This is a genomic window from Desertivirga arenae (genome assembly GCF_017355785.1).
Classification (GTDB): domain Bacteria; phylum Bacteroidota; class Bacteroidia; order Sphingobacteriales; family Sphingobacteriaceae; genus Desertivirga; species Desertivirga arenae.
Window position 1 is genome coordinate 328,320 of record NZ_JAFEWE010000002.1, and the last position, 20,761, is coordinate 349,080.

The following is a 20,761-nucleotide window of genomic DNA, read 5'->3' on the forward strand; positions in this document are numbered from 1 at the left end:
TCCTCAACTCCCGCGCTGCACTTCATGTTCCAGACAAACTACGCCCGAGCTAAACACTTGCGAACTCAGCAATTTCAATGCTTGCTTGTCTTTAACATTCTTGAACGCAGGAATTCCTTCTCCCAATACTACCGGATTAACAAAAAGCCAATAACCGTCGATTAAGTCCTCCGCCTGAAGGGAATGGGCAGTGGTGGGACTTCCAAATAGCAGGATATCGCCGCTTGTTTCCTCCTTTAACTTCCGAAGAGCGGTAACATAGTCTTTTCCAATAACTGTTGTATTCATAAATGCTGCTTCATCCAGTGTATTGGAAAGAACAACTTTGCGAGCATTCTTATACCAGGCTGCATGTTCCTTGTCGTGTTTAGTGGCCGCAGGCTAGTCAGCCGCTGTAGGCCAATAGCTTTCCATCATCCCGAAAGTAAGCCTTCCGTATAGAGCCGTATTAGTTTTCGATATCCTTTCCCCTACAAAGTCAAACAACTCCTGATCGATCTTTACCCAATTAAGCTCTCCATTTTTCGTTGCAGCAAATCCATCAAGTGATGTATGCATAAACTGTATGATATTTCCCATATCGATTAGTATTGAATTTAGTATTCTGTTTCAAGCTGGTGGTGTTAAGCTCTCAAAATACAATCCTCCAACTGCTTATGCTTTTAATGTTTAAAAAATAAATTTTAAAAATTGGCAGACAAGCTTCCAAGGCCTCAGCCACCAATCCCAAACATAGGAAAATCATCCACAGTTTCATCGAAAAAATCCCCAACTTTCCTCAACACTATAGGGCTAAAAAGAAAGATCAGACAAGAACGGCACTTTCAGATCAGGATCCAAAAAAAGTACTCCTCCGGGTTTCAGCAATGATAGACTCTAAAGTAGCCGGCGTTAAAGGTTTATAATAAACGCCCTTAACAGCCGAAAAAAGCCCAGAACGCGACTTAATATCCGGGTCATCAGAAGCAGTAATAATAAATACAGGTATATCCCGTGCTATTAAGCCCTTCAGATTTTCAAACATCTCTAAAAAATCCCAGCCACTCAAATCGGGCATAATCAGATCTAGTAAAACAACACCCGGCAAGGCCTGACTGCCATAATAGGCGTCTACAATGTCGGTAATAGCGGTTTTAGGATTAGTATAGCATTTCAGATCATCAAAAAAGCTATACCGTTTCATTAAGGTTTTCGCGACATGATGAAAGCTCGTTTCATCATCAATAAGAATAATTTGGGGCATATTATGTAGGTAGATTAGCTAAGGCTTTTCGAAAATCATGCCGTGAAATTAATTTACATTCTACTTTACAAGGCTGAGCCAGCGCCTTAATTGAATGTAATAAATCAGCAAACCGCCTTTATTTGGACTTCAAATCTTTATTTTCGTAGCTACTGATTAAATCCCACGGTATTGCATCTTACAGATAAGATTTTTAGAAAAATAGTTGAGCTCTCTCCCTTTCCAGTTTACGTTTGTACAGGTAAGGAAATGATTATTACTGTTGCAAACGAAGCTACCTTAAAGGCTTGGGGAAGAGACAATAGTGTAATCGGGAAACCTTTCCCACTTGCCTTGCCCGAACTGCATAACCAGCCTTTTACAGATTTAATCAGGCAAGTACTTGCCACAGGCGAAACTTACTATTCTAAAAATGACAGGGCCGATCTTTTTGTGGACGGCAGGTTACAAACCTTCTACTTCAAGTTCACTTATCAGCCTCTGCATAACGAGGAGAACGAGATTGAAAGCGTTCTATGCTTTGCTACCGATGTAACCGAGCTGGAGCGCTCACGCCAGGAGGTTGAAAAGAACCGGGAAATACTATATAATATGATCCACCAGGCCCCCGTAGGGATCTGTATAATAGCCAGGGAGGAATTAATAGTGCAGGTGGCTAATGAATCGTACCTGGAAGTCGTCGGACGAAAAAGAGAAGATCTTGAGAATAAGCCGATCTGGCTGGCTGTTCCGGAGGTTAAGGATCTCTATGGACCTGTCCTTTCGGAGGTGTTTAATACTGGCGTTTCATTTAGAGCCAGTGAACATGAGGTACCTCTCGTGCGAAACGGGCGCTCAGAAAATGTTTACCTCGACTTTGTTTATGAACCCATCACAGATATCAACGGAGAAATCACTTCAGTCATGGTTATCGCCATCGACGTTACCGAAAAAGTATTATCAAGGCGTAAGATCGAGGAGGCTGAAGAACGGGCTCGCTTGGCTATAGAAGCAGCTGAGATCGGCACTTTTGCCTTTAATATAATTACCAATGAAGTAAAAGGATCTGATCGCTTTAGAGCAATATTTGGATACACCGAGCATGCAGAAAGAGAGCAATTAGTTGCTCGTTTTCATCCGGATGATCTGGAAGGGAGGCGGCTTGCTCACGAAGCATCATTAATAACAGGAAAGCTTTTATATGAAGCTCGGGTTATCTGGGAGGATCAATCCGTTAGATGGGTAAGAATTAATGGTAAATTAGATTTCAGAAATAATAAACCCGTTAGGATATTAGGGACAGTACTTGATATAACAGAGTTTAAACAATTGCAGCAACAAAAAGACGATTTTATAAGCGTTGCAAGTCACGAACTGAAAACCCCTATGACCACCGTTAAGGCTTCCATGCAGGTTTTGGAACGCTTGGTAAGCAGCGAACCAGGATCAGACCGTGTACCACAATTTGTAGGCAAGGTAAACACAAGCCTAAATAAAATGCAACATCTTGTAGAGAGCTTATTGAACGTTTCAAGAATAACAGCAGGACAATTTCATCTGAACTACACCCGCTTCAGGTTAGCAGATCTGATCAGCGATTGCTGTGATTATATTACCATGACGGGCGATTACACAGTACAGCTAAGCGGAGAATTAGATGCAGAAGTTTTTGCCGACCGGTATAAGCTGGATCAGGTGGTAAATAATTTGATCAATAATGCAGTAAAATACGCTCCCCAGTCCAAGCTGATCAGGATCCATTTAGAAAACTGTGGTGACTTCCTAAGATTGGAGGTACAGGACTTCGGACCCGGGATTCCGGAAACGAAAGTTCCCCATCTATTCGACCAGTACTACAGGGCCGACAGTTCAGGCTATCAGTACTCCGGTTTAGGATTAGGGCTGTATATCTGTGCGGATATCATTAAAAGACATAAAGGAGAAATAGGGGTTGAAAGTAAAGAAGGGATGGGCAGCAAATTTTGGTTCACTTTGCCTGTATTGTAGTCTCAGAATTATTATTTCTTCCTTATTATCAGCGAATTATTGATCATTGATTAATTTTGCTCCCCAAAATGCTATTTCCAACCTTTGCTTCAAGCATCTTTTTTTTCCTACCTTCCATAAGAAAGCCGTCCCCACTGATGAAAACGGCTACTCTTATATACCCATTTGTATAATGACCTAAAGGTTGGAGGGTAACTCCCGCAGTTTAACCACCGCCAAAAGCACTCCCGCGCAAGTAAGGAACAATAAGCCTCCATCCAGAGGGGATTCCACACCGTCGGCATCCCCCCCGTCACAGGCATTTGTCGCATTAGGGTCAAGGGAAAAAGGATCACACTCTTCAGCATCAGCATCCTTTGGAACAGCTAATGATATTAGCAGCACAAGTACATAAAGAAATGAGACAGGGCTCTTTATTTTCAAAAATCTCATCATTCTTTAATCAGTTTAGCTCTTTGTACAGAGTTTGTGTTAGTGCTTTGTTTTAATTCAATAATGTAAGTTCCGGGAACAATACCGCTTAGGTCTATTCCCAACCGGCTTTCCCCGGCGTTGACTTTCCGCTCCATCAGCTTCTGGCCAGCAAGAGAGAAGATCCTTAAGACAGCAGGACTTTCAGGGGATTCAAATTCCACATAGGTCTTGTCAGTGGATGGATTTGGATAAACATTAAGACTATTGGAAGCTAATCGCGAGAAGTCTAAAGTTTTAACGTCAGAGTAAATTCGTTCGCCATCGCTTGTATGAACGCAAATTCTGTAATACGAACGACCAAATAAGGGACTGCTATCTATAAAAGAAAAGTTAAGCTGTGTGTTATCACCAATTACAACCCTACCCCTGCTCTCAAACATTTTACCCTCTGCAGACCTCTCGATCTCAAAGTAAGTAAGGTTTTTATTCTCGGTTATTCGCCAGTCGAGCTTCGCTCCCTGATCCGTCTTCTTCAATTTCAGATCACGAATAGAGAGCGCTAAAACTACGGGAGGACCAACAATTAGCTCAAATCGACTGTTTCCATACGTCGCAGCAACATCCTTATCGATGGTGAAAGTATAGCCTCCGGGGGTTTCCGCGCTAACAGTTTTATCAAGGTAATTGTCTTTTAGCTTAACGCTCAAACTTTGGGGAAGAGATTTAAAGCTGATCACCGCACTCTTACTTTCTGTTGCTGAAACAAATAACTTGACTGTTGTATTTTCCAGCGGGGGCGGCATGAAATTGATAGCCTGATTCTTGCCGTCCGAGGATAAAGACGCCAAACTGACCGTACTTCCCAGCATATAAGCCGCGTCGTCCTCCCCCGTAAAAGAGGCACCAGGCGTTATAGCTAGTGTGGCTTCGTCTTCGCTTACATCATCTGAAATGGCCAGCCTGATCAAAGTTGGTGAAACAGTTGAAACAATGGTAGGCTTGGTCGCTGAGGCAAGAAGCCGTAATCCTTTCTCTGGAACAGATAGTAAGCGCGGAGGATTAATTCCATTTACCTTGCAATTTTCCGTAAAGTTTATGGTGCCGGTATTTTCACTATCCTTCACTTTAACATAGAACGCCTGACCTGGTTGAATGTACTGCATTGAACCCGAAGAGGGAGCATTATTAGGCACACCATTCATATAGGTAGCCACCCCTCCTCCTGGTTTTATCACCTTAATCTGATCTTCCAGGTTTGTAGAAGCAGCAAATACTGATTTCCAGTCAATTGCAGAAGCATAAGGATTACCTACCAAGTTAAGACCGTTGTTCGGGTCGTCATGAGGATAGGCAGGCTTAAGCAAATGAGAATTAGTAAGTGGAGCAGAAATGGTTCCTTTATTTAATGGTCCGGTAAATACCACTGTTACATCTTCCGGTGAAGGTGCTGAAATCGAATTAAATTTATTTATATCATCACTGCGGTCTCCCCTGAAAAATACAAGGTAACCTTTTCCCGGAGTAGCAGACTGGTAAATATCAGGCATAGGAATATAGCTTGTTGAATTAGCATAACCAGGTTCATAATAAGTTTGAAGGGTCACCGCATTTGGGGCATTGGTACCACCCAAATCAAAGCCATTAGAAGTATTTCCGGGACCTGTAATAAGGATGTAATCCTTCAGTTGCTGGAAAGTCTTCTTGCTTAGATGAGTATCATTTACAGGACTTGAAATCCCTCTGGTACCCCGGTAGTTACTGGCATTATTTCCGGTAAGGAATACCTTAACGTTTACATTCCCAATAATGTCAGCACTGCCGGTTAATGGGGCAACACTTGCATGACCAACATTATCGCAAGCAAGGTTAAGATTTCCATTCGCATCAAGCACAGCAGAACCTGTTACAGACAGCACACCACCATTAATTACGGTAAAAGATCCTGATTCAAGCTTCTTCGTACCGCTGTTACTAAAACTAAGATTCTTGAATGTTATTCCATTCAGGGATGCATCATTAACAAGCTGATTAGTACCATTAAACACAACAGCAGTGTTATTTTGAGAAAAGTCTATATCAGCATCAGTGGAAGTCCAGTTACCACTGACATATAGGGTACCACTGCCGCCAACTTTCATTCCAGGTTCAGAGAGATAGATATCAGTGTAAATTCCGGGAACAATAGTTTGTGTGCCAGCGCCATTATAATAAATAGCAGAACTCCAGCTCCTGGTAGACGGTAATGGTAAAGAACCGACACTTTGAGTATAGATCGCACCGTTCCCCGAATTTGTGAAGCCTGCGCCCGCGGCAAGATTATTCATCTTTAGATCCAAAATCCCATCTTTCACATCAAGTGCTCCTGCTATCGTGTAGGTAGCATTAGTAGCAGGAAAAGAAACAGTAAGTGGATTATCAATGGTAAGATTGTTGACTGTTAGGGGTAGGCCTGAACCTGTTACCTGAATATCATTACCATTGTACACATAATTTGCAGCCGTACTAAAAGTTCTTGTTGAGGTTTGAACAGAACCACTGGAGCCAGATGCTGCAATCCCAGCGGGATTAGCAGTATAAAGAGTTGCACCAGCATTTAAAATGAAGGAAGAACTCCCGGCATCAAGGATACTTGTACCAAAGTCAACGCGCGCCCCTGGATTTACCGCAAATTGAACAGCACCGGAAAAAGCTCCGCCTGTCTTAACAAAATTCTGAAGCACTGTTGCACCACTGAAGTTCAGACGTCCCGTACCATTGCCCCTTTGAAAGGTTCCGCCTGTCATAATAAAGCTACCCTCAAGGTTCATATCCAATGCGGCACTTGAATTATTCATGACCAAGGTTCCTCCGGTTTGTATAAAATCTCCTGTTACAACTACATTCCCACCTGTATTTCCAAGCTGCATATTTCCCGAACCTGTTGAACTAACGGTAAGGCTCACAGTCGAAAATGTCCCTCCCATAGAAACTCCATTTGCTGATATATTTTGTCCCGGACAATTCCAGATCAGGTTATAGTAGGATTGATTTGCATTGGTAATAGTTCCTGTCGCACTCGTGTATCCCATTATTTCGCAGGTCGATTCGGTTGCCCAGATAGCTGTGGGAATAGTTCCGGGATTGGAAGTCCAGGCATGCTGATATTTCCCGGTACTTCCAATAAGCAAGGTGCCAGTGGTAGTTATGGCCCCTGCGTTATTCAAGATACCCGAAACTTCAAAGTCTCCAGTTCCTGGACCGTCTGCTATAGTAAGGGTCACCCCTGAAGCAATATTCACCTGTCCTCCGCTTTGAATACTTACCTGATCCACCGTAATGTTCGAATTCACGGTAATGATATTTCCTTCCAAAATAGTGATACCAGAAGCCAAAGTGCCTGGAACCAAAGTAGCAGCATGCCAGTTTGTACTTCCATTGGCAGAACTTTGCCAACTGGCTGCATCTATCCAGTTTCCACTGGCTACCGATCGGAAATAATCACCTGCATTGCTCGGACTAACATTATCAAGTACAGAGACAGTTACCGGCGAGGGCCCTCCAGACGCCGTTATCGTCTGCGTTCCGGCAGTTTTTAAGGTAACTGCAAAATTTCTGGTTCCGCTAGTGAGTGCACCCGGAGCTTGCAAGCTTGCAAGCGCATCTGATGACGTTAAGGTAATGGTATTCGTGGCCGAAGCGATCCTGTTGAAACAATTGTCGACGGCATTTATAGTTATTTGAAAGGGAGAATTACGTGCAGGCGGGTTCTGATTTCCGATCTTTCCGGTAGCAGAACCCGGAGCAGCCGTCTCACCGGGCAATAACAGCTGAAGGGCGCTGAAACTTCCTGTATTAAGGTTAATATTCGGACTTTGCGAACCGCCCTTTCTACCATCTGTAACATCACTTACTGCAACCCAGCGACTTCCGGCGGTCCGCAGTGTTACCGGGAAGGATTTGGTGCCAGAAGACAAAGCTGAATTAGCAGGCAGCACAGCATAAGTATCAGAAGACCCAAATTTGATCACATCGCTTACTGTACTCACAATATTATATGCTGCATCTACAGCATTTACGGTAATAGAAAAAGATGAGCCTGCCGTTTGCGCGATTGGAGTCCCAGTTTTTCCGGTTGAGGTACCAGGAGCAGCGGTTTCTCCTGGCATTAGCAGCTGCAATTTCGTAAAGCTCCCGGTCTTCACAGTAAAGGTTGCCGTAGTTGACAGGATGCTACCATTAGTTACATCTGTAGCAGTTATTGTTTGAGAGCCAAGTGTTCTCGGAGTTATTATAAAATCAGATTTAGTACCGCCAGCAAGGGCGGCATTTGCGGGAGTGGTGGCTGTAGCATCAGTTATTGCTAAATTAACCACATCTGTTACCGTAGTTACTCTGTTAAAGCAGGCGTCTACAGCATTTACTCTTAAATAAAAACCCGAGCCTGCGGGATTAGCTGTTGCTACTCCTTTTTTCCCTTCGTTTGTTCCAGGGGCAGCAGTTTCGCCCGGCAGGATGATTTGTAGCCGCGTTACTACACCAGGGCTCACGGTAGCATTAGGGCTTCTGCTTCCTCCTCTTGAAGCGTTTGTTACATCAGATGCTGATATCCACCAGGACCCTGCAGTCCTTAAGGTTACTTGTAAGCTCGAGGTACCTGAATTAAGAGCGGCATTAGCAGGCAGAACAGCATTGACATCCGAAGAGGCAATTTTTACGATATCTGTAGCTGAAGAAACGATATTATAAGCCCGATCAACAGCATTAACTATAATGTTCACAGGAGCACCCGCAGTAATTCCTGTTGGTGATCCCGTTTTTCCGGCAGAAGTGCCCGGGTTAGCTGTTTCACCAGGCAGTAATAGCTGTAGCGCGTAGAATGGGCCAACATTAACTGTCGCCGGTCCACTAACAGCGGGAGTAATACTATTATTACTAAGATTGGTAGCCGTAATGGTAGTGGTCCCTACTTTGCGGAGTGTAAGGTTGTAAAAAGTTCTGTTGCCTGTAGCCAGGGCAGCGGCTGCGGGTATTGTAGCATTTGCATCCGTACAAGTTAGCCCTACGTTATCTGTGATCGTAGAAACCCTATTCCAGCAATCGTCAACTGCATTCACCACAACTGCAATAGCACTTCCAGCCGAACAAGCCGTGGCTGAACCTGTTTTTCCTGAAACAGTTCCTGGAGCTGCAGTTTCCCCGGGCAGCAATATCTGAAGCTTCGTAAATGTGCCGGTATTCACTGTTGTATTCGGACTGGTGTTCCCCTGTTTAGCACCATCAGTAACATCCGTTGCAGAAATTGTTCTTGCACCAGCTGTTCTAAGGGTGATTGTAAAAGTTCCTGTACCTGAATTTAAAGCAGCATTCGAAGGCAGGACAGCGTTAGGATCGCTTGAAGTGACCCTAACCTGATCGGTAACAGAACTCACAATATTAAAAACCGCATCTACCGCATTTACAGTGACTGTAAAGGAGCTGCCGGCAGTTCGAGCTGTGGGAGTCCCTGTCTTACCGGTAGACGTGCCAGGCGCAGCAATCTCTCCCGGAAGCAGCAATTGTAATTTGCTAAAAGCACCAACATTAACTGTAAAGGAAGGACTTGTACTGGATGGTATAGCTGAACTTGTGACGTTTGAGGCGGTAATTGTCTGTGTGCCCGGCGTTCTCAAGGTCACACTAAAAGATCTTGTTCCTCCAGATAAAGCTGTATTAGCCGGCCAGGTTGCGTTAGGATCGGTCCCTGCCATTGCAATAACATCCGTTATAGTAGTAACTCTGTTCCAGTTTTCGTCTACCGCATTTACTATAACAGTAGTAACCGTCCCTCCTGCCGTCCACGGAGTAGGAGTTCCCGTTTTACCGGTGCTTGTTCCGGGTGTGCTTGTCTCGCCCGGAAGCAACAATTGCAGCTTTACAAAATTTCCGGGCACTTGTGATAAGCTTCCACAATTTGCTGCATAGCCCCAACCAATAATATTTGCCGAACCAGACGTTCGTATAATATTATTAGTACTTAGAGTAGTCTTAACGCTCGCCTTCACCTGTATGCCACTAATGGTTATTGAATTGGAGGCAGAGCTAACACTTCCTGTACTAAAAGTAACCGTGATCGTTGTAGCAGTTACCGCAATAGTAGCCGAAGTGAGGGTTGGCCCGGAAATAATTACATTACCTGTTCCTGCCTTAAACTGCCAGTTTGCAGGAGCCGTTAATACAAAATCCTTGTTTGATTGACTAAGTGCGAAATCACCTGTCGCACCACTACTGATAATAATATCCCCTATTGTTGTATAGCTATCTGCACTACTACCCGCCGACTTATCAGCAGACAAACCAATACCACCCGTTGCAGGGGTAATGATAACGCTTGCTAATGTTCTAAGGCTGGTAAATACGGATACTAAACAAAGCAACAGTAGGCATCTGCTGTCTTTTAGTAAACTCATCAAATAAATGTAAAATACACAAACCTTCTGGAAAAACTGTGCCAGCTCTTAACCATTAGTTATTTTACATGCCAAGCAGGATCTAAAACGTTTTAAAGACCGCTTTTAAGGGCGATTTCAGGAAAGTTAAATAATTTAGCATGGGTACCAGATCTGGAAAATGTGGAAGTAATTACGCAACATGAGGCAAGTTTATTAATCTTATTGAAACAAAAAATCAAGAACGTAACAATACTTGATCAGTACGAAAAAAAAGATAAACAAAAGTTATAGCATTTTTAAAACAAAGAGCGAGGAAAAATATAATTTGAGAAGAGATAGATGTAGATACATAGGAAAACATAGCGCATAAAAAAGCCCTGATACTATGAGAGCGCCAGGGCAACCTAAACCTTATCACAATTATTTGTGACTGCTAATATAGGGATAAATCCTATCAAGCAAAATATATTTTAACATTTTTTCAACTTAATGCTTATGGCACATGTTCGAACTTATCGGTCAGATCGGGTGAGCGTCTGGCCATCATCTTAGAGATCACCAGATGCATCCAGAAAATACATAGCATCGAAAGCAGCCAGATGAACATCCAGGAAAGTCTCCCCAAATCCCTAAAACAAGTATTCTATACTAAAATAGACAGATCAGCACCTCATTATAGGAGGCAGCAACGGTACATTAGATGAGGGATAAACCTAAAAATTATTTCTATTATCTTTACAACATCTACTTATATTATTTAACACTCTCATCGCTTCGTTCTCAAATATGGATACTATAAGACCGGAAAGTACAGAACAATTCCTCTCCGGCGGAGGAGAAATGGGTAAACTGATCCGGTCAATGGACTGGTCAAAAACAGCATTAGGGCCAGTAGAAACCTGGCCGCAAAGTTTGCGTACCTCCGTCAGCCTTTGTTTGTCTTCCACCTTTCCAATCCTGATTGCCTGGGGTCCTGAAACTATTCAAATCTATAACGACAGTTACCGGCCAATATGTGGTGCAAAACATCCTGAATCGATGGGTCAGAACTTTCGCATTTGCTGGGAAACTGCCCTTCCTGTAGTGGGAGATGCTTTTGATCGCGGACAACAGGGCGAGGGAACTTATATTAATGATCAGCGTATGTTCCTCGACCGCTATGGTTATTTGGAAGAAGCGTTCATGACCTTCTCCTTTGCTCCTATCCGGGATGAAAGTGGTGGGGTTGGAGGGATATTCCACCCTATCACAGAGACGACGGTTAAAATGCTTGCAGGTCGGCGTACACAAGCTCTGCGAGATCTGGGAGCCGCTATTGGAAAGGCCAAAAGCGTGCAGGAGATCGGAAATATCGCCTCGGAGAAGTATAAAGAATATGTCCTGGACGTTCCCTTTATGCTCTTCTATCAATTCGATAGTGAGACTAACAGCGCCATCCTTGTAAGTTCTGCAGGGCTTGAGCCAGGTTCAACTCTATCTCCTCCGAAGATAGATTTGATGGAAAACTCCCATCCTACCTGGCCCCTATCGAACGTACTTCATACAGCAGAGATGCAGGAAGTAACGGGTCTGGCCGAACGTTTCGGAGCCTTCAGCTGCGAACCCTATCCTGAACCACCAAAATCAGCAATGATCCTTCCTGTTAAAATTTCAGGTCAATCCGAGCTATTCGGGTTTATAGTAGCAGGTGTTAGTGCAAGGCGTGCTCTTGATCAGGAATACCTGAACTTTTACGACCTTTTGGCGAACACCTTCAACACCGCTGTTTCTAACGTATACGCTTATGAACAGGAACAAAAGCGAGCTGAAGCCCTGGCAGCCATAGACCGCTCCAAGACAGCCTTCTTCAGCAATGTAAGTCACGAATTTCGAACTCCACTCACGCTAATGCTTGGGCCGCTGGAAGATCTGCTGAGCAGGTCTTCGTTACCAGAGGAGATCAAAGAACCCATAGAAGCAACCCATCGAAACGCCCTCAGGCTCCTTAAACTGGTTAATAATCTTTTGGATTATAGCCGGGTGGAGGCAGGACGGGTGCGAGCCTCTTATCAGCCCTTAAACCTGGCTGAACTTACTGCCGATCTTGCCAGCAGTTTCCGTTCTATCATTGAAAAAGCGGGAATGAATTTACAAGTGGATTGTAACCCTACCGCCGACACCACCTTTGTAGACCGGCAAATGTGGGAAAAGATCGTACTTAACCTGCTTTCCAACGCTTTTAAATATACTTTGGAAGGCGAAATCAACGTTGGCCTCAAGCAGGAGAATAAATTCGCGGTACTAGAGGTACAGGATTCCGGTGTAGGTATTCCTGAAAAAGAATTGCCGCACATGTTCGAGCGTTTTCACCGGGTGGAGAATTCTGCAGGTCGCACCCATGAGGGATCAGGCATTGGCTTATCTCTTGTCCATGAGTTGGTCCACTTACATGGAGGAGAAATAAGTGTTGATAGTGTAGAAGGCAAAGGTAGCGTCTTTAGGGTTAAGATCCCAGTAGGCAAAGCTCATCTCCCTTCAGCACAAGTAGTCGAAACGGAGAAAGCCAGTGGCTCCAATGCTTTAAAAGGAGCCTTTTTACAAGAAGCATATAGTCTCCTACAGGAAGAAACTCATACCCAGGTTCCAACAGAATTCATTACCAATACAAGTAACGTTGGTTCCCAGCTGGATTTTAGTGAAGATAAACAAACACTTATCCTGGTTGTGGATGATAATGCCGATATGCGTGCTTATTTGAAACGTCTGCTGGAACCCTATTTCAGTTTGCAGACTGCAGTGAACGGACAGGATGCACTAACGAAGATCGCAGAGGTCAAACCAGACCTCGTACTGAGTGACGTGATGATGCCCGTATTAGATGGGAAAGGAATGCTTCAACAGATCAGGCGACAAGCTTCTACTTCAGCACTTCCGGTGATCTTCCTATCAGCCCGCGCCGGAGAAGAAGCCCGTATTGACGGATTAGAAGCAGGTGCAGACGATTACCTGGTAAAACCATTTTCAGCCGCCGAGCTGCTGACCAAGATCAGAGCGCAGATCAAAATTTCGAGGGTCAGGATGCTGGCGGGGCAAAAACTCCGGAGTATGTTACTGAAGGCTCCGGTAGCCATTGCTATATACCGTGGGCCTGATCACATTGTTGAAATGGCCAATTCTCTGATGCTCGAATACCTGGGAAGAACAATGGAGGAAGCGCTCGACAGGCCAATATTGGAGGTCGTACCCCAGTTCAAGCCGCAGGGCTTTGCCAAGATAATGGATAGTGTTTATAATACTGGCACCCCCTTTGTTTCCGGAGATCTGCCGATACAGATCATTCGTTCAGACCGGGAAGAAACGGTATATGTAAACCTTACCATGGAAGCTTTGAGACAGGATGACGACACCATTTATGGTATTATTGCGGTGGCTGCTAATGTAACAGAGCAGGTAAACGCCAGGAAGGAATTAGAAAAGGTGAACGGAACCTTAGAGTTAGCAATGGAAGCTTCCGGAATGGGAACCTGGCGTAAAAAAGAGGGTAACAATGCCTTATATATTTCAAAACGGGCAAAGATTATCCATGGTATTCCTCTGGATGTTGAATTAAGCTTTCAGGATACTGCAAATGTTATAGTTCCGGAACATCGGGACCGCACGTTGAAGGCTATTTATAAAGCCATCGAAAAAAAGGGCCGGTTTAATGAGGATTATCAGATCCAACCCTATGATGGCAGCAAACGAAAATGGATCAATTCAACGGGCAAAGTCGAATTAGATGAAAAAGGCGAAGTTAAATCAGTAGTGGGAACCATTCTTGATATAACAGAATCCAAAGAAGACGAGATCAGGAAGAACACCTTCATCGGAATGGTTAGTCACGAGTTAAAAACTCCGCTCACCTCATTGAATGGATACGCTCAATTACTAAACCTTCATGCAAGTAAGACCCATGATGATTTTGCAAAAGATAAAGTGCAGCGAATTCTCGGGCAGGTAAAAAAAATGAGTACGCTGGTTAACAGCTTTCTGAATGTAAGTCGCCTGGAAGCTGGCAAAATCCAGCTTAAAAAGGACTATTTTTCCTTGGAAGGATTAATAAGCGAAATTATTGAGGAATATAAGGTCTTGAATTCAACCCACATCATTCACTTTAATGGGACCAACTGTCCTGAAATAAGCGGCGACAGGGATAAGATCGGCAACGTGTTATCTAATTTAATCAGTAATGCGATAAAATATTCTCCCGGCAGAAAACAAGTTTGGGTTGAATGTGAGATACTGGAAGGCTTTATTACAGTTTGTGTTAAAGACGAGGGTATTGGCATTAAGACGGATGATCTGAATAAACTGTTCGAACCCTATTATCGTGTTGAGGGTCAGAATACTGAACATATAGCCGGCTTTGGTATAGGCCTTTACCTTAGCGCCGAAATTATCCGAAGACATAACGGTAAGATCTGGGCAGAGAGCGATCAGGGAGCGGGGTCTACATTCTTCTTTAGCCTTCCGGTGGGGAATGAGGGAGGGAAGGAATGAAGGAGAGAATGAAGGAATGAGAGAATGAAGGAATGAGAGAATGAAGGAATGAGTGAATGAAGGAATGAGTGAATGAATGAGTGAATGAGAGAATGAGGGAATGAGGGAATGAATGAAATAACCCCGACCTGAACTAGGTTGTTGGCTCACCTACTTCTGTTAAAAGCTTCATTAGCTCCTCCAGTTTAATTGGTTTTGTGGTAAAGCTATCCATACCTGCCTGTAAACAAGCGTCGCGATCTTCGGAAGATGCATTGGCAGTCATGGCAATGATCTTTGGCTGCGTTATCTCCATCGTTCTGATGATCCTTGTAGCTTCAAGTCCATCCATATCAGGCATTAAAACGTCCATAAAGATCAAGTCGTAAAGTTTTTCTTTACAGATAGCGACTGCTTCAACCCCGTTGTTTGCAATATCTATCTGATAGCCCAGTTTATTCAATATCCGTACAACCAGCTTTTGATTGATCAGATTATCCTCGGCTAGTAAGATCCTAAGCGGATATTGCAGTGCGAAATCCTCCGAAAAAACAAGTCGGGGCTTCTTAACCTCAAGTTCTTTACTATCTGCACTGTTCTTAGCTAATTCATCCTGTAGCATATTATATAAAACACACTCTTTGACAGGTTTGGTTATAACTGCAGAAAATAATTGAGAATGCTCAGCACGATCAACCTCTCCTACTGCACTCAGCAGGATAAGCGACTGATAAGGGTTCTCACGTTTGATGATGTTCGCTAAGCTTACACCGTCCATCTCAGGCATTAATGTCCCTGTTATGATCAGATCGAAATCAGATGGAGTGCCTAACAACTCTAGTGCTGCTTTGCCCGACTGGCAAACCTCCACCCTCAGGTTCCAGTGCTCCAGTTTAGCTTTCAGTACTTCCAGATAATGAACATTATCTTCCACAATGAGAACTTTTTTATTCTCTATGCACTTGATTCTGGCGGGTTCAGGAACAGATGTGCTTGTTACCGGTAAGTATCTTATACTAAAAGAAAACGTACTTCCGAGGCCAACTTTACTTTGCACACTAATATCCCCACCCATCAGGTTTACCAGGCGTTCTGAAATAACCAGACCTAAACCAGTGCCACCGTATTTGCGGGTGGTAAAAGCATCTACCTGAGAAAATGCTTTAAACAAACGAGAGATCTTATCTTCAGGAATTCCAATCCCTGTGTCGATAACATCGAAGATTAATTCCTCAACATGCTCTCCTTTACCCTGTAAACCAACTTTAACAAACACCTCACCGGCAACAGTGAACTTAATTGCATTATTGATCAGGTTAATAAGTACCTGACGTAAACGGTGGCTATCCCCCGTTATAACAGGATGAATAGCGGGATCAATAGTGTAGATCAGATCGAGCTTCTGTGCTGCTGCTTTAACCGCAAAAACATCCATCACAGATTCAATGCATTCGCGCAAATTAAACTCATGCTGATCCAACTCCAGGTGTCCGGCTTCGATCTTAGAATAATCTAAAATATCGTTGATCAACTCCAGCAACGCATCACCGCTTTTAGCAATGATCTCCGTATACTCTTCCTGTTCGCTATTAAGGGAAGTCGATTTTAACAGCTTCGTCATACCGATCACTCCATTCATAGGAGTTCTTATCTCGTGACTCATTGTTGCTAAAAAAGCACTTTTGGCTTTATTAGCCTTGTCAGCATTTTCTCTCTCAATGTTCAGGAGTTTATTAAGCTCCTGCAGGTTTTCCGTTTGGGCCGTTAACTCTTCCGATTGAGCCTGCAACTCCTCATTAAGTGCCTGAAGTTCCTCTGCCTGATCCTGAATAGTTTTTACCGAGCGCTTAAGTTCAGAAATATCCTTTGCAATCGTATGAACGCCTATAATAACATCATTAACACGCACAGGAACCTTGGTAATAATAAAATTATAAGAAGCGCCGGTTTTAGGACTTATAAGCTCCTGCTCATAATAAATGGACTGGCCATTCAATACTTCCTGCAACTTTTCTTTCGCAAATGCATGCTCAGAAGGCTTAAGGTAATCCGTATAATGGGTATTAATTATTTCTTCTTTCTTCCTTCCATAAGAGGCAAGCGCTGCCTGGTTTATATCGAGTATAAAACCTTTGGCATTCTGAAAATAGACCAGATCCGGGTTGTTGTCAAAAAGAGAGCGGTACTTCATTTCATTTTGTTTAGAATGAAATTCCTTCTCTTTCCGCTCCGTAACATCTCTTGTATTGCAGATAAAACCGTTAATATCCGGAGTATTTAAGTGATTAGCCACTAATGTTTCTACCCATATATAGTTACCGTTACGACAACGGATACGATAGTCTGTAGATTGAGCATAGGTTTTAACATGCACTTCTTCCCAAAGCGGAGCCATCTTCAAAGCATCCTCCGGATGCACAAAGTCAAATATGCTCAAGCCCTCCATTTCTTCCAGCGTATATCCCAGAATAGCGGTAAAGGAAGGGCTTATATAAATCGGGCGGGCCTGACGATCCAGAAGTGAGATTACATCGGTACCGTGCTCAACCAAACGTTGAAAAAGAACTTCCTTTTTCTTAGCCTCCTCTTTTATTTTTACCCAGTCTTGTATGTTCCTGGCAGTAAACAAAACACCTTGTTCCTCTTTCACATGTACTGCAGTCCAGCTATAGGGCAAGTAAAGTCCATTCTTATGTTTGAGGGTAAGATGTCCTTTAGAACTTATGAACTCATTACTTGAAAAGTTCGAAAGAAGCTCCTTGAACGATGCCAAATCTCCTTCCTGAACCAATTCCAGCAAATTTAAGCCCTCAATATCTCCTACCTGGAAACCTAAATGATCAGCAACAGAGAAGCTGCATTCACGTATTTTACCACAATTATCAAAATAAAGGACAAGGTCGGGAGAATATTTCAGCGCACTTAAAGCCATCAACACTTTTTCTATGTAAAAGAGGCTTATACGAATGCCAGCAGCAGAAGGTTGTTGCTTAAACAACAATAAAAATCCTTCCGCCTTAAACCTGTCAGCAAACATTTGCACCCACTTTCAGCTTTAATTGCAGGGCTTCTAAAAACGAGAATTATGCTGGAAAGAAGGAAACGAATTTTACTTTGGGTAATGAGTGCCCTGGCCGTTGGCTTTGGCTTGTTCTCCATTATGGTGATCCTTTTCCCTGACTCACTGCTAGACAGGGAGTTCTCAAAAGAAGTACAGGAGCATCACAGTGTTTTCCTGGATGCCTTGATGAAATGGATAAGCATCCCAGGTTACATGCCGTACTCCGGCATTATGATCGTTCTCACCGCTGCCATTTTTTTGCTCTTCCGGTACAAAAAAGAGGCCCTTTATATTCTTCTTACCGCCTCTGCCGGTATTGTTAGTTCGGCCTTCAAGATCTTGATTAACCGGCCAAGACCCACGGAAAGTGTTGTCAGGATTGTTGAGAAAGCAAAACACCAGAGCTTCCCAAGCGGACATGTGCTATTCTATGTCGTTTTCTTCGGCTTCCTGGTACTGCTTATGCGACATTTGAAAACCCTTCCCCTTGTGCTACGATTTGGAGTTTCAATCATATGCCTGATATTGATATTCACCGTTCCCCTTTCCCGCATCTATCTTGGCGCCCATTGGTTTACCGATGTTACGGCGGGATTCCTTTTGGGACTGATCTGTCTGTTTTTTTTGAGTTACTTTTACCTGAGAAAGGTTAACAGCAAGGTTTAAGGTTCTCCAAATTCTTTCCAGGATTTTTTTATCAACCTTTACAATTCTTCTCTCGTAAAAATATCTATGGATTCAGTCGAAAAGCAAAGGATACAGTGTTTGAAAGCCTACGGTATTTTAGACACAAGCGCAGAACAGCAGTTTGAGGGGCTGGTTGAACTGGCTGCATATATTTGCAAAACGCCTATCGCCCTGGTTTCCTTTGTCGACGAGAACCGGGCCTGGTTTAAAGCGAAAGTGGGCTTGGATGTATGTGAATCATCCCGGGAGATCGCCTTCTGTAATTACACAATTCAGAATAATCACCTGTTGGAAATCCAGGACACGTGTGCAGATCAGCGTTTCGCAAGCAATCCTTTAGTAACTGCAGAACCTTTTATCAGGTTCTATGCTGGCTATCCCGTTACAGCTCCCACAGGTGAAAATATCGGCACCCTCTGTGTTTTAGATTTTGAGCCGCGCCAGCTGGATGAAATGCAAAAGAAAGCTTTAAAGGTTTTAGCCGGAGACGTTCTTGCCCATCTGGAAAATAGAAGGAAGAATACACACCTGCATGAATTGCTGCGCGAAGCCAGGGAATTCCATAATCTTTTTAATAACTCTTCCGAAATCCACTGCATTACCAATGCAGAAGGGACTATCGAGTTTATCAACGATTCGATCTCCGGCTTACTTGGCTACGAGGCGAAAGACGTTTTAGGAGTTAATATATGGAGTTTCTCCTTAGAGGGAGAACGAGAACGCGTAATGCCAGCCCTATATCAACAAATAGAGAGCGGAAAAAATCAGTTCCAGATAGAAACCCAGGTATTAACTAAAGACGGCCGCGTAAGGTGGTTTGAATGGTCTGATGTGATCAAAGACGGGAAATGGCTGGTAAATGGCCGCGATATTACCGAAAGGAAGGCAAGCGACTCCCATATTAAAGTGCTGTCAGTAGCTGTAGAAAAATCAACTGCCGGTGTGGTGATCAGAAACACGGAAGGCGTTGTGGAATGGATGAACCAAGCTGCAGAGCGTATTTTTGGCTACTCGTTAAATGAGCTTCAGGGGAGAGTTTTTGGCGACATGCTGATCGGAGAAGGAACAGACATGGCTGTTCTAAGCAAAGCGAGACAGCTTATGGCTGAAAGAAAGCCCTATGAGCTGGAATTTTTAATTTATAAAAAGGACCGCACACCCGCCTGGGTATTTATTTCCAATAATCCTCTTTTTAAAGACGATGGGCAATTCGACCGCCAGGTAGGCATAGTAGTTGACATTACGGAAAGAAAAATAGCCGAGCAGCAATTGATCAAATCGCGCGAAGATGCCATTGGGTTAAGCAAAGCCAAAGAAAACTTCCTGTCGGTAATGAGTCACGAAATGAGGACCCCTCTTAACGCGGTTATCGGTATGGCAAGGATTTTAAAAGAAGAGGATCCCCTGGAAAGACAGCTCTCTAACCTGAGTATTCTCGAATTCTCCGCCAATAATCTACTGACCCTCATTAACGACGTTTTAGATTTCACGAAAATAGAAACCGGAAATCTGGAACTGGAAAAAGTTCCGGTAAAGATCAAAGAACTCGGAGAAAAAACCATCGAGTCTTTACAGTTCAAGGTGAAAGACAAGCAAATAAATTTGCGTCTGGAAGTAGATCCGAATGTTCCGGACCTTGTAGAAGCTGACCCTACCCGTTTGTATCAGATCTTTATGAACCTGCTGGGGAACTCGGTGAAATTTACAGAAACGGGAGAGGTGGTACTAGCCTTAAAATCAGAAAAAACGGAAGGCAAAAACGTCAGCATAGGCTTTGAGATCAGAGATACTGGTATTGGCATTGCCGCGGATAAGATCAGTTCGATCTTTGACGCCTACTCGCAAGCAGGATCAGATATCAGTCGCAAATATGGAGGGACAGGTTTGGGACTGGCAATCACCCAAAAACTCATCCATCTGCATGGCTCGAAGATTGAGGTCAAAAGCGAACCAGGTAAAGGCACCAGTTTCTCCTTTTCCATAAGCTTTAAGAAGGTAGAGCAAGCCATTGAAGAAGCGCAAGAATTAGAACTTCCCTTGAAAATTAAAGCCCTGGTAGTGGATGATAATGCCATTAACAGGCTGCTGGCGAAAAAGGTACTCCAGAAATGGGAAGTGGCCTGTGATTTCGCTGAAGATGGTCTTGAGGCAGTCAATCTAGCTACCAGCCAGCAGTATGATGTAATTCTGATGGATATTCATATGCCAAATATGGGAGGCTTCGAAGCAACTGAACGGATCAGGAATTGCGGGGTACTGCCCTTCAGTCAGGTACCGATCCTTGCCTTAACGGGGAGCGTCCCTAATGGGAATGAAGATAAATTCTTAGCAGCAGGAATGAACGGATATGTTTTAAAACCCTTCAATCCGTTGTCGCTCTATAAGAAAATAAAAGAAATACGGGTGGATCTGATTAATCAATATTAAGGATAATAAACAGCAGCACCTAAGCGTGTCCTTATTTGC

General features: G+C 43.6%; 10 protein-coding genes and 1 pseudogene. 4 read left to right on the forward strand and 7 right to left on the reverse strand.

From position 1 onward, the window contains the following. Positions 1–3: 3 nt before the first annotated feature. From J4N24_RS05395 to J4N24_RS05405, 3 genes and pseudogenes are all read right to left on the reverse strand, one after another. Positions 4–357 (reverse strand): annotated as a pseudogene (locus J4N24_RS05395) (dihydrofolate reductase family protein); the annotation flags it as partial. 24 nt (positions 358–381) lie between these two features. Continuing rightward, on the reverse strand, positions 382–579 hold the full coding sequence (locus J4N24_RS05400) for a dihydrofolate reductase family protein (RefSeq protein WP_207532640.1): 198 nt from the start codon (positions 577–579) through the stop codon (positions 382–384). 250 nt (positions 580–829) lie between these two features. Then, positions 830–1,243: a response regulator gene (locus tag J4N24_RS05405; RefSeq protein WP_207532641.1), complete on the reverse strand. Its 414-nt coding sequence runs from the start codon at positions 1,241–1,243 to the stop codon at positions 830–832. A gap of 171 nt (positions 1,244–1,414) precedes the next feature. On the opposite strand from J4N24_RS05405, the gene J4N24_RS05410 reads away from it, so the two are divergent. Beyond that, complete coding sequence (locus tag J4N24_RS05410) at positions 1,415–3,229, forward strand: PAS domain-containing sensor histidine kinase (RefSeq protein ID WP_207532642.1); 1,815 nt, start codon at positions 1,415–1,417, stop codon at positions 3,227–3,229. 177 nt (positions 3,230–3,406) lie between these two features. Here the strand turns inward: J4N24_RS05410 and J4N24_RS05415 are convergent, their stop codons facing one another. From J4N24_RS05415 to J4N24_RS25680, 3 genes are all read right to left on the reverse strand, one after another. Beyond that, entirely contained in the window at positions 3,407–3,664 is a 258-nt protein-coding gene (locus J4N24_RS05415) for a hypothetical protein (protein ID WP_207532643.1), read from the reverse strand. Then, positions 3,661–10,068 carry a T9SS type A sorting domain-containing protein gene (locus J4N24_RS05420; RefSeq protein ID WP_207532644.1) on the reverse strand — a complete coding sequence of 2,136 codons (6,408 nt, stop codon included), beginning with the start codon at positions 10,066–10,068 and terminating at the stop codon, positions 3,661–3,663. Before J4N24_RS05420 ends, J4N24_RS05415 begins: the two co-directional genes overlap by 4 nt. A gap of 475 nt (positions 10,069–10,543) precedes the next feature. Continuing rightward, positions 10,544–10,675 carry a hypothetical protein gene (locus tag J4N24_RS25680; protein WP_256439353.1) on the reverse strand — a complete coding sequence of 44 codons (132 nt, stop codon included), beginning with the start codon at positions 10,673–10,675 and terminating at the stop codon, positions 10,544–10,546. A 161-nt stretch (positions 10,676–10,836) separates the two neighbouring features. Here J4N24_RS25680 and J4N24_RS05425 point away from each other — a divergent pair, with 161 nt between their 5' ends. After that, positions 10,837–14,568, forward strand: coding sequence for an ATP-binding protein (locus J4N24_RS05425; RefSeq protein WP_207532645.1), 3,732 nt, complete (start codon positions 10,837–10,839; stop codon positions 14,566–14,568). Positions 14,569–14,701: 133 nt separating this feature from the next. On the opposite strand, the gene J4N24_RS05430 is transcribed toward J4N24_RS05425, so the two are convergent. Further along, entirely contained in the window at positions 14,702–17,584 is a 2,883-nt protein-coding gene (locus J4N24_RS05430) for a PAS domain S-box protein (protein ID WP_207532646.1), read from the reverse strand. A 48-nt stretch (positions 17,585–17,632) separates the two neighbouring features. Between J4N24_RS05430 and J4N24_RS05435 the strand changes: the two genes are divergently transcribed. Both J4N24_RS05435 and J4N24_RS05440 read left to right on the forward strand, forming a co-directional pair. Then, complete coding sequence (locus J4N24_RS05435; RefSeq protein ID WP_207532647.1) at positions 17,633–18,274, forward strand: phosphatase PAP2 family protein; 642 nt, start codon at positions 17,633–17,635, stop codon at positions 18,272–18,274. A 66-nt stretch (positions 18,275–18,340) separates the two neighbouring features. Beyond that, positions 18,341–20,722, forward strand: coding sequence for a PAS domain S-box protein (locus J4N24_RS05440; RefSeq protein ID WP_207532648.1), 2,382 nt, complete (start codon positions 18,341–18,343; stop codon positions 20,720–20,722). Positions 20,723–20,761 lie beyond the last annotated feature (39 nt).

Coding starts and splice junctions, on each gene's coding strand:
- J4N24_RS05400 (WP_207532640.1), bottom strand. CDS start 579: ATGGGAAATATCATACAGTTTATGCATACATCACTTGATGGATTTGCT.
- J4N24_RS05405 (WP_207532641.1), bottom strand. CDS start 1,243: ATGCCCCAAATTATTCTTATTGATGATGAAACGAGCTTTCATCATGTC.
- J4N24_RS05415 (WP_207532643.1), bottom strand. CDS start 3,664: ATGATGAGATTTTTGAAAATAAAGAGCCCTGTCTCATTTCTTTATGTA.
- J4N24_RS05420 (WP_207532644.1), bottom strand. CDS start 10,068: ATGAGTTTACTAAAAGACAGCAGATGCCTACTGTTGCTTTGTTTAGTA.
- J4N24_RS05425 (WP_207532645.1), top strand. CDS start 10,837: ATGGATACTATAAGACCGGAAAGTACAGAACAATTCCTCTCCGGCGGA.
- J4N24_RS05430 (WP_207532646.1), bottom strand. CDS start 17,584: ATGTTTGCTGACAGGTTTAAGGCGGAAGGATTTTTATTGTTGTTTAAG.
- J4N24_RS05435 (WP_207532647.1), top strand. CDS start 17,633: ATGCTGGAAAGAAGGAAACGAATTTTACTTTGGGTAATGAGTGCCCTG.
- J4N24_RS05440 (WP_207532648.1), top strand. CDS start 18,341: ATGGATTCAGTCGAAAAGCAAAGGATACAGTGTTTGAAAGCCTACGGT.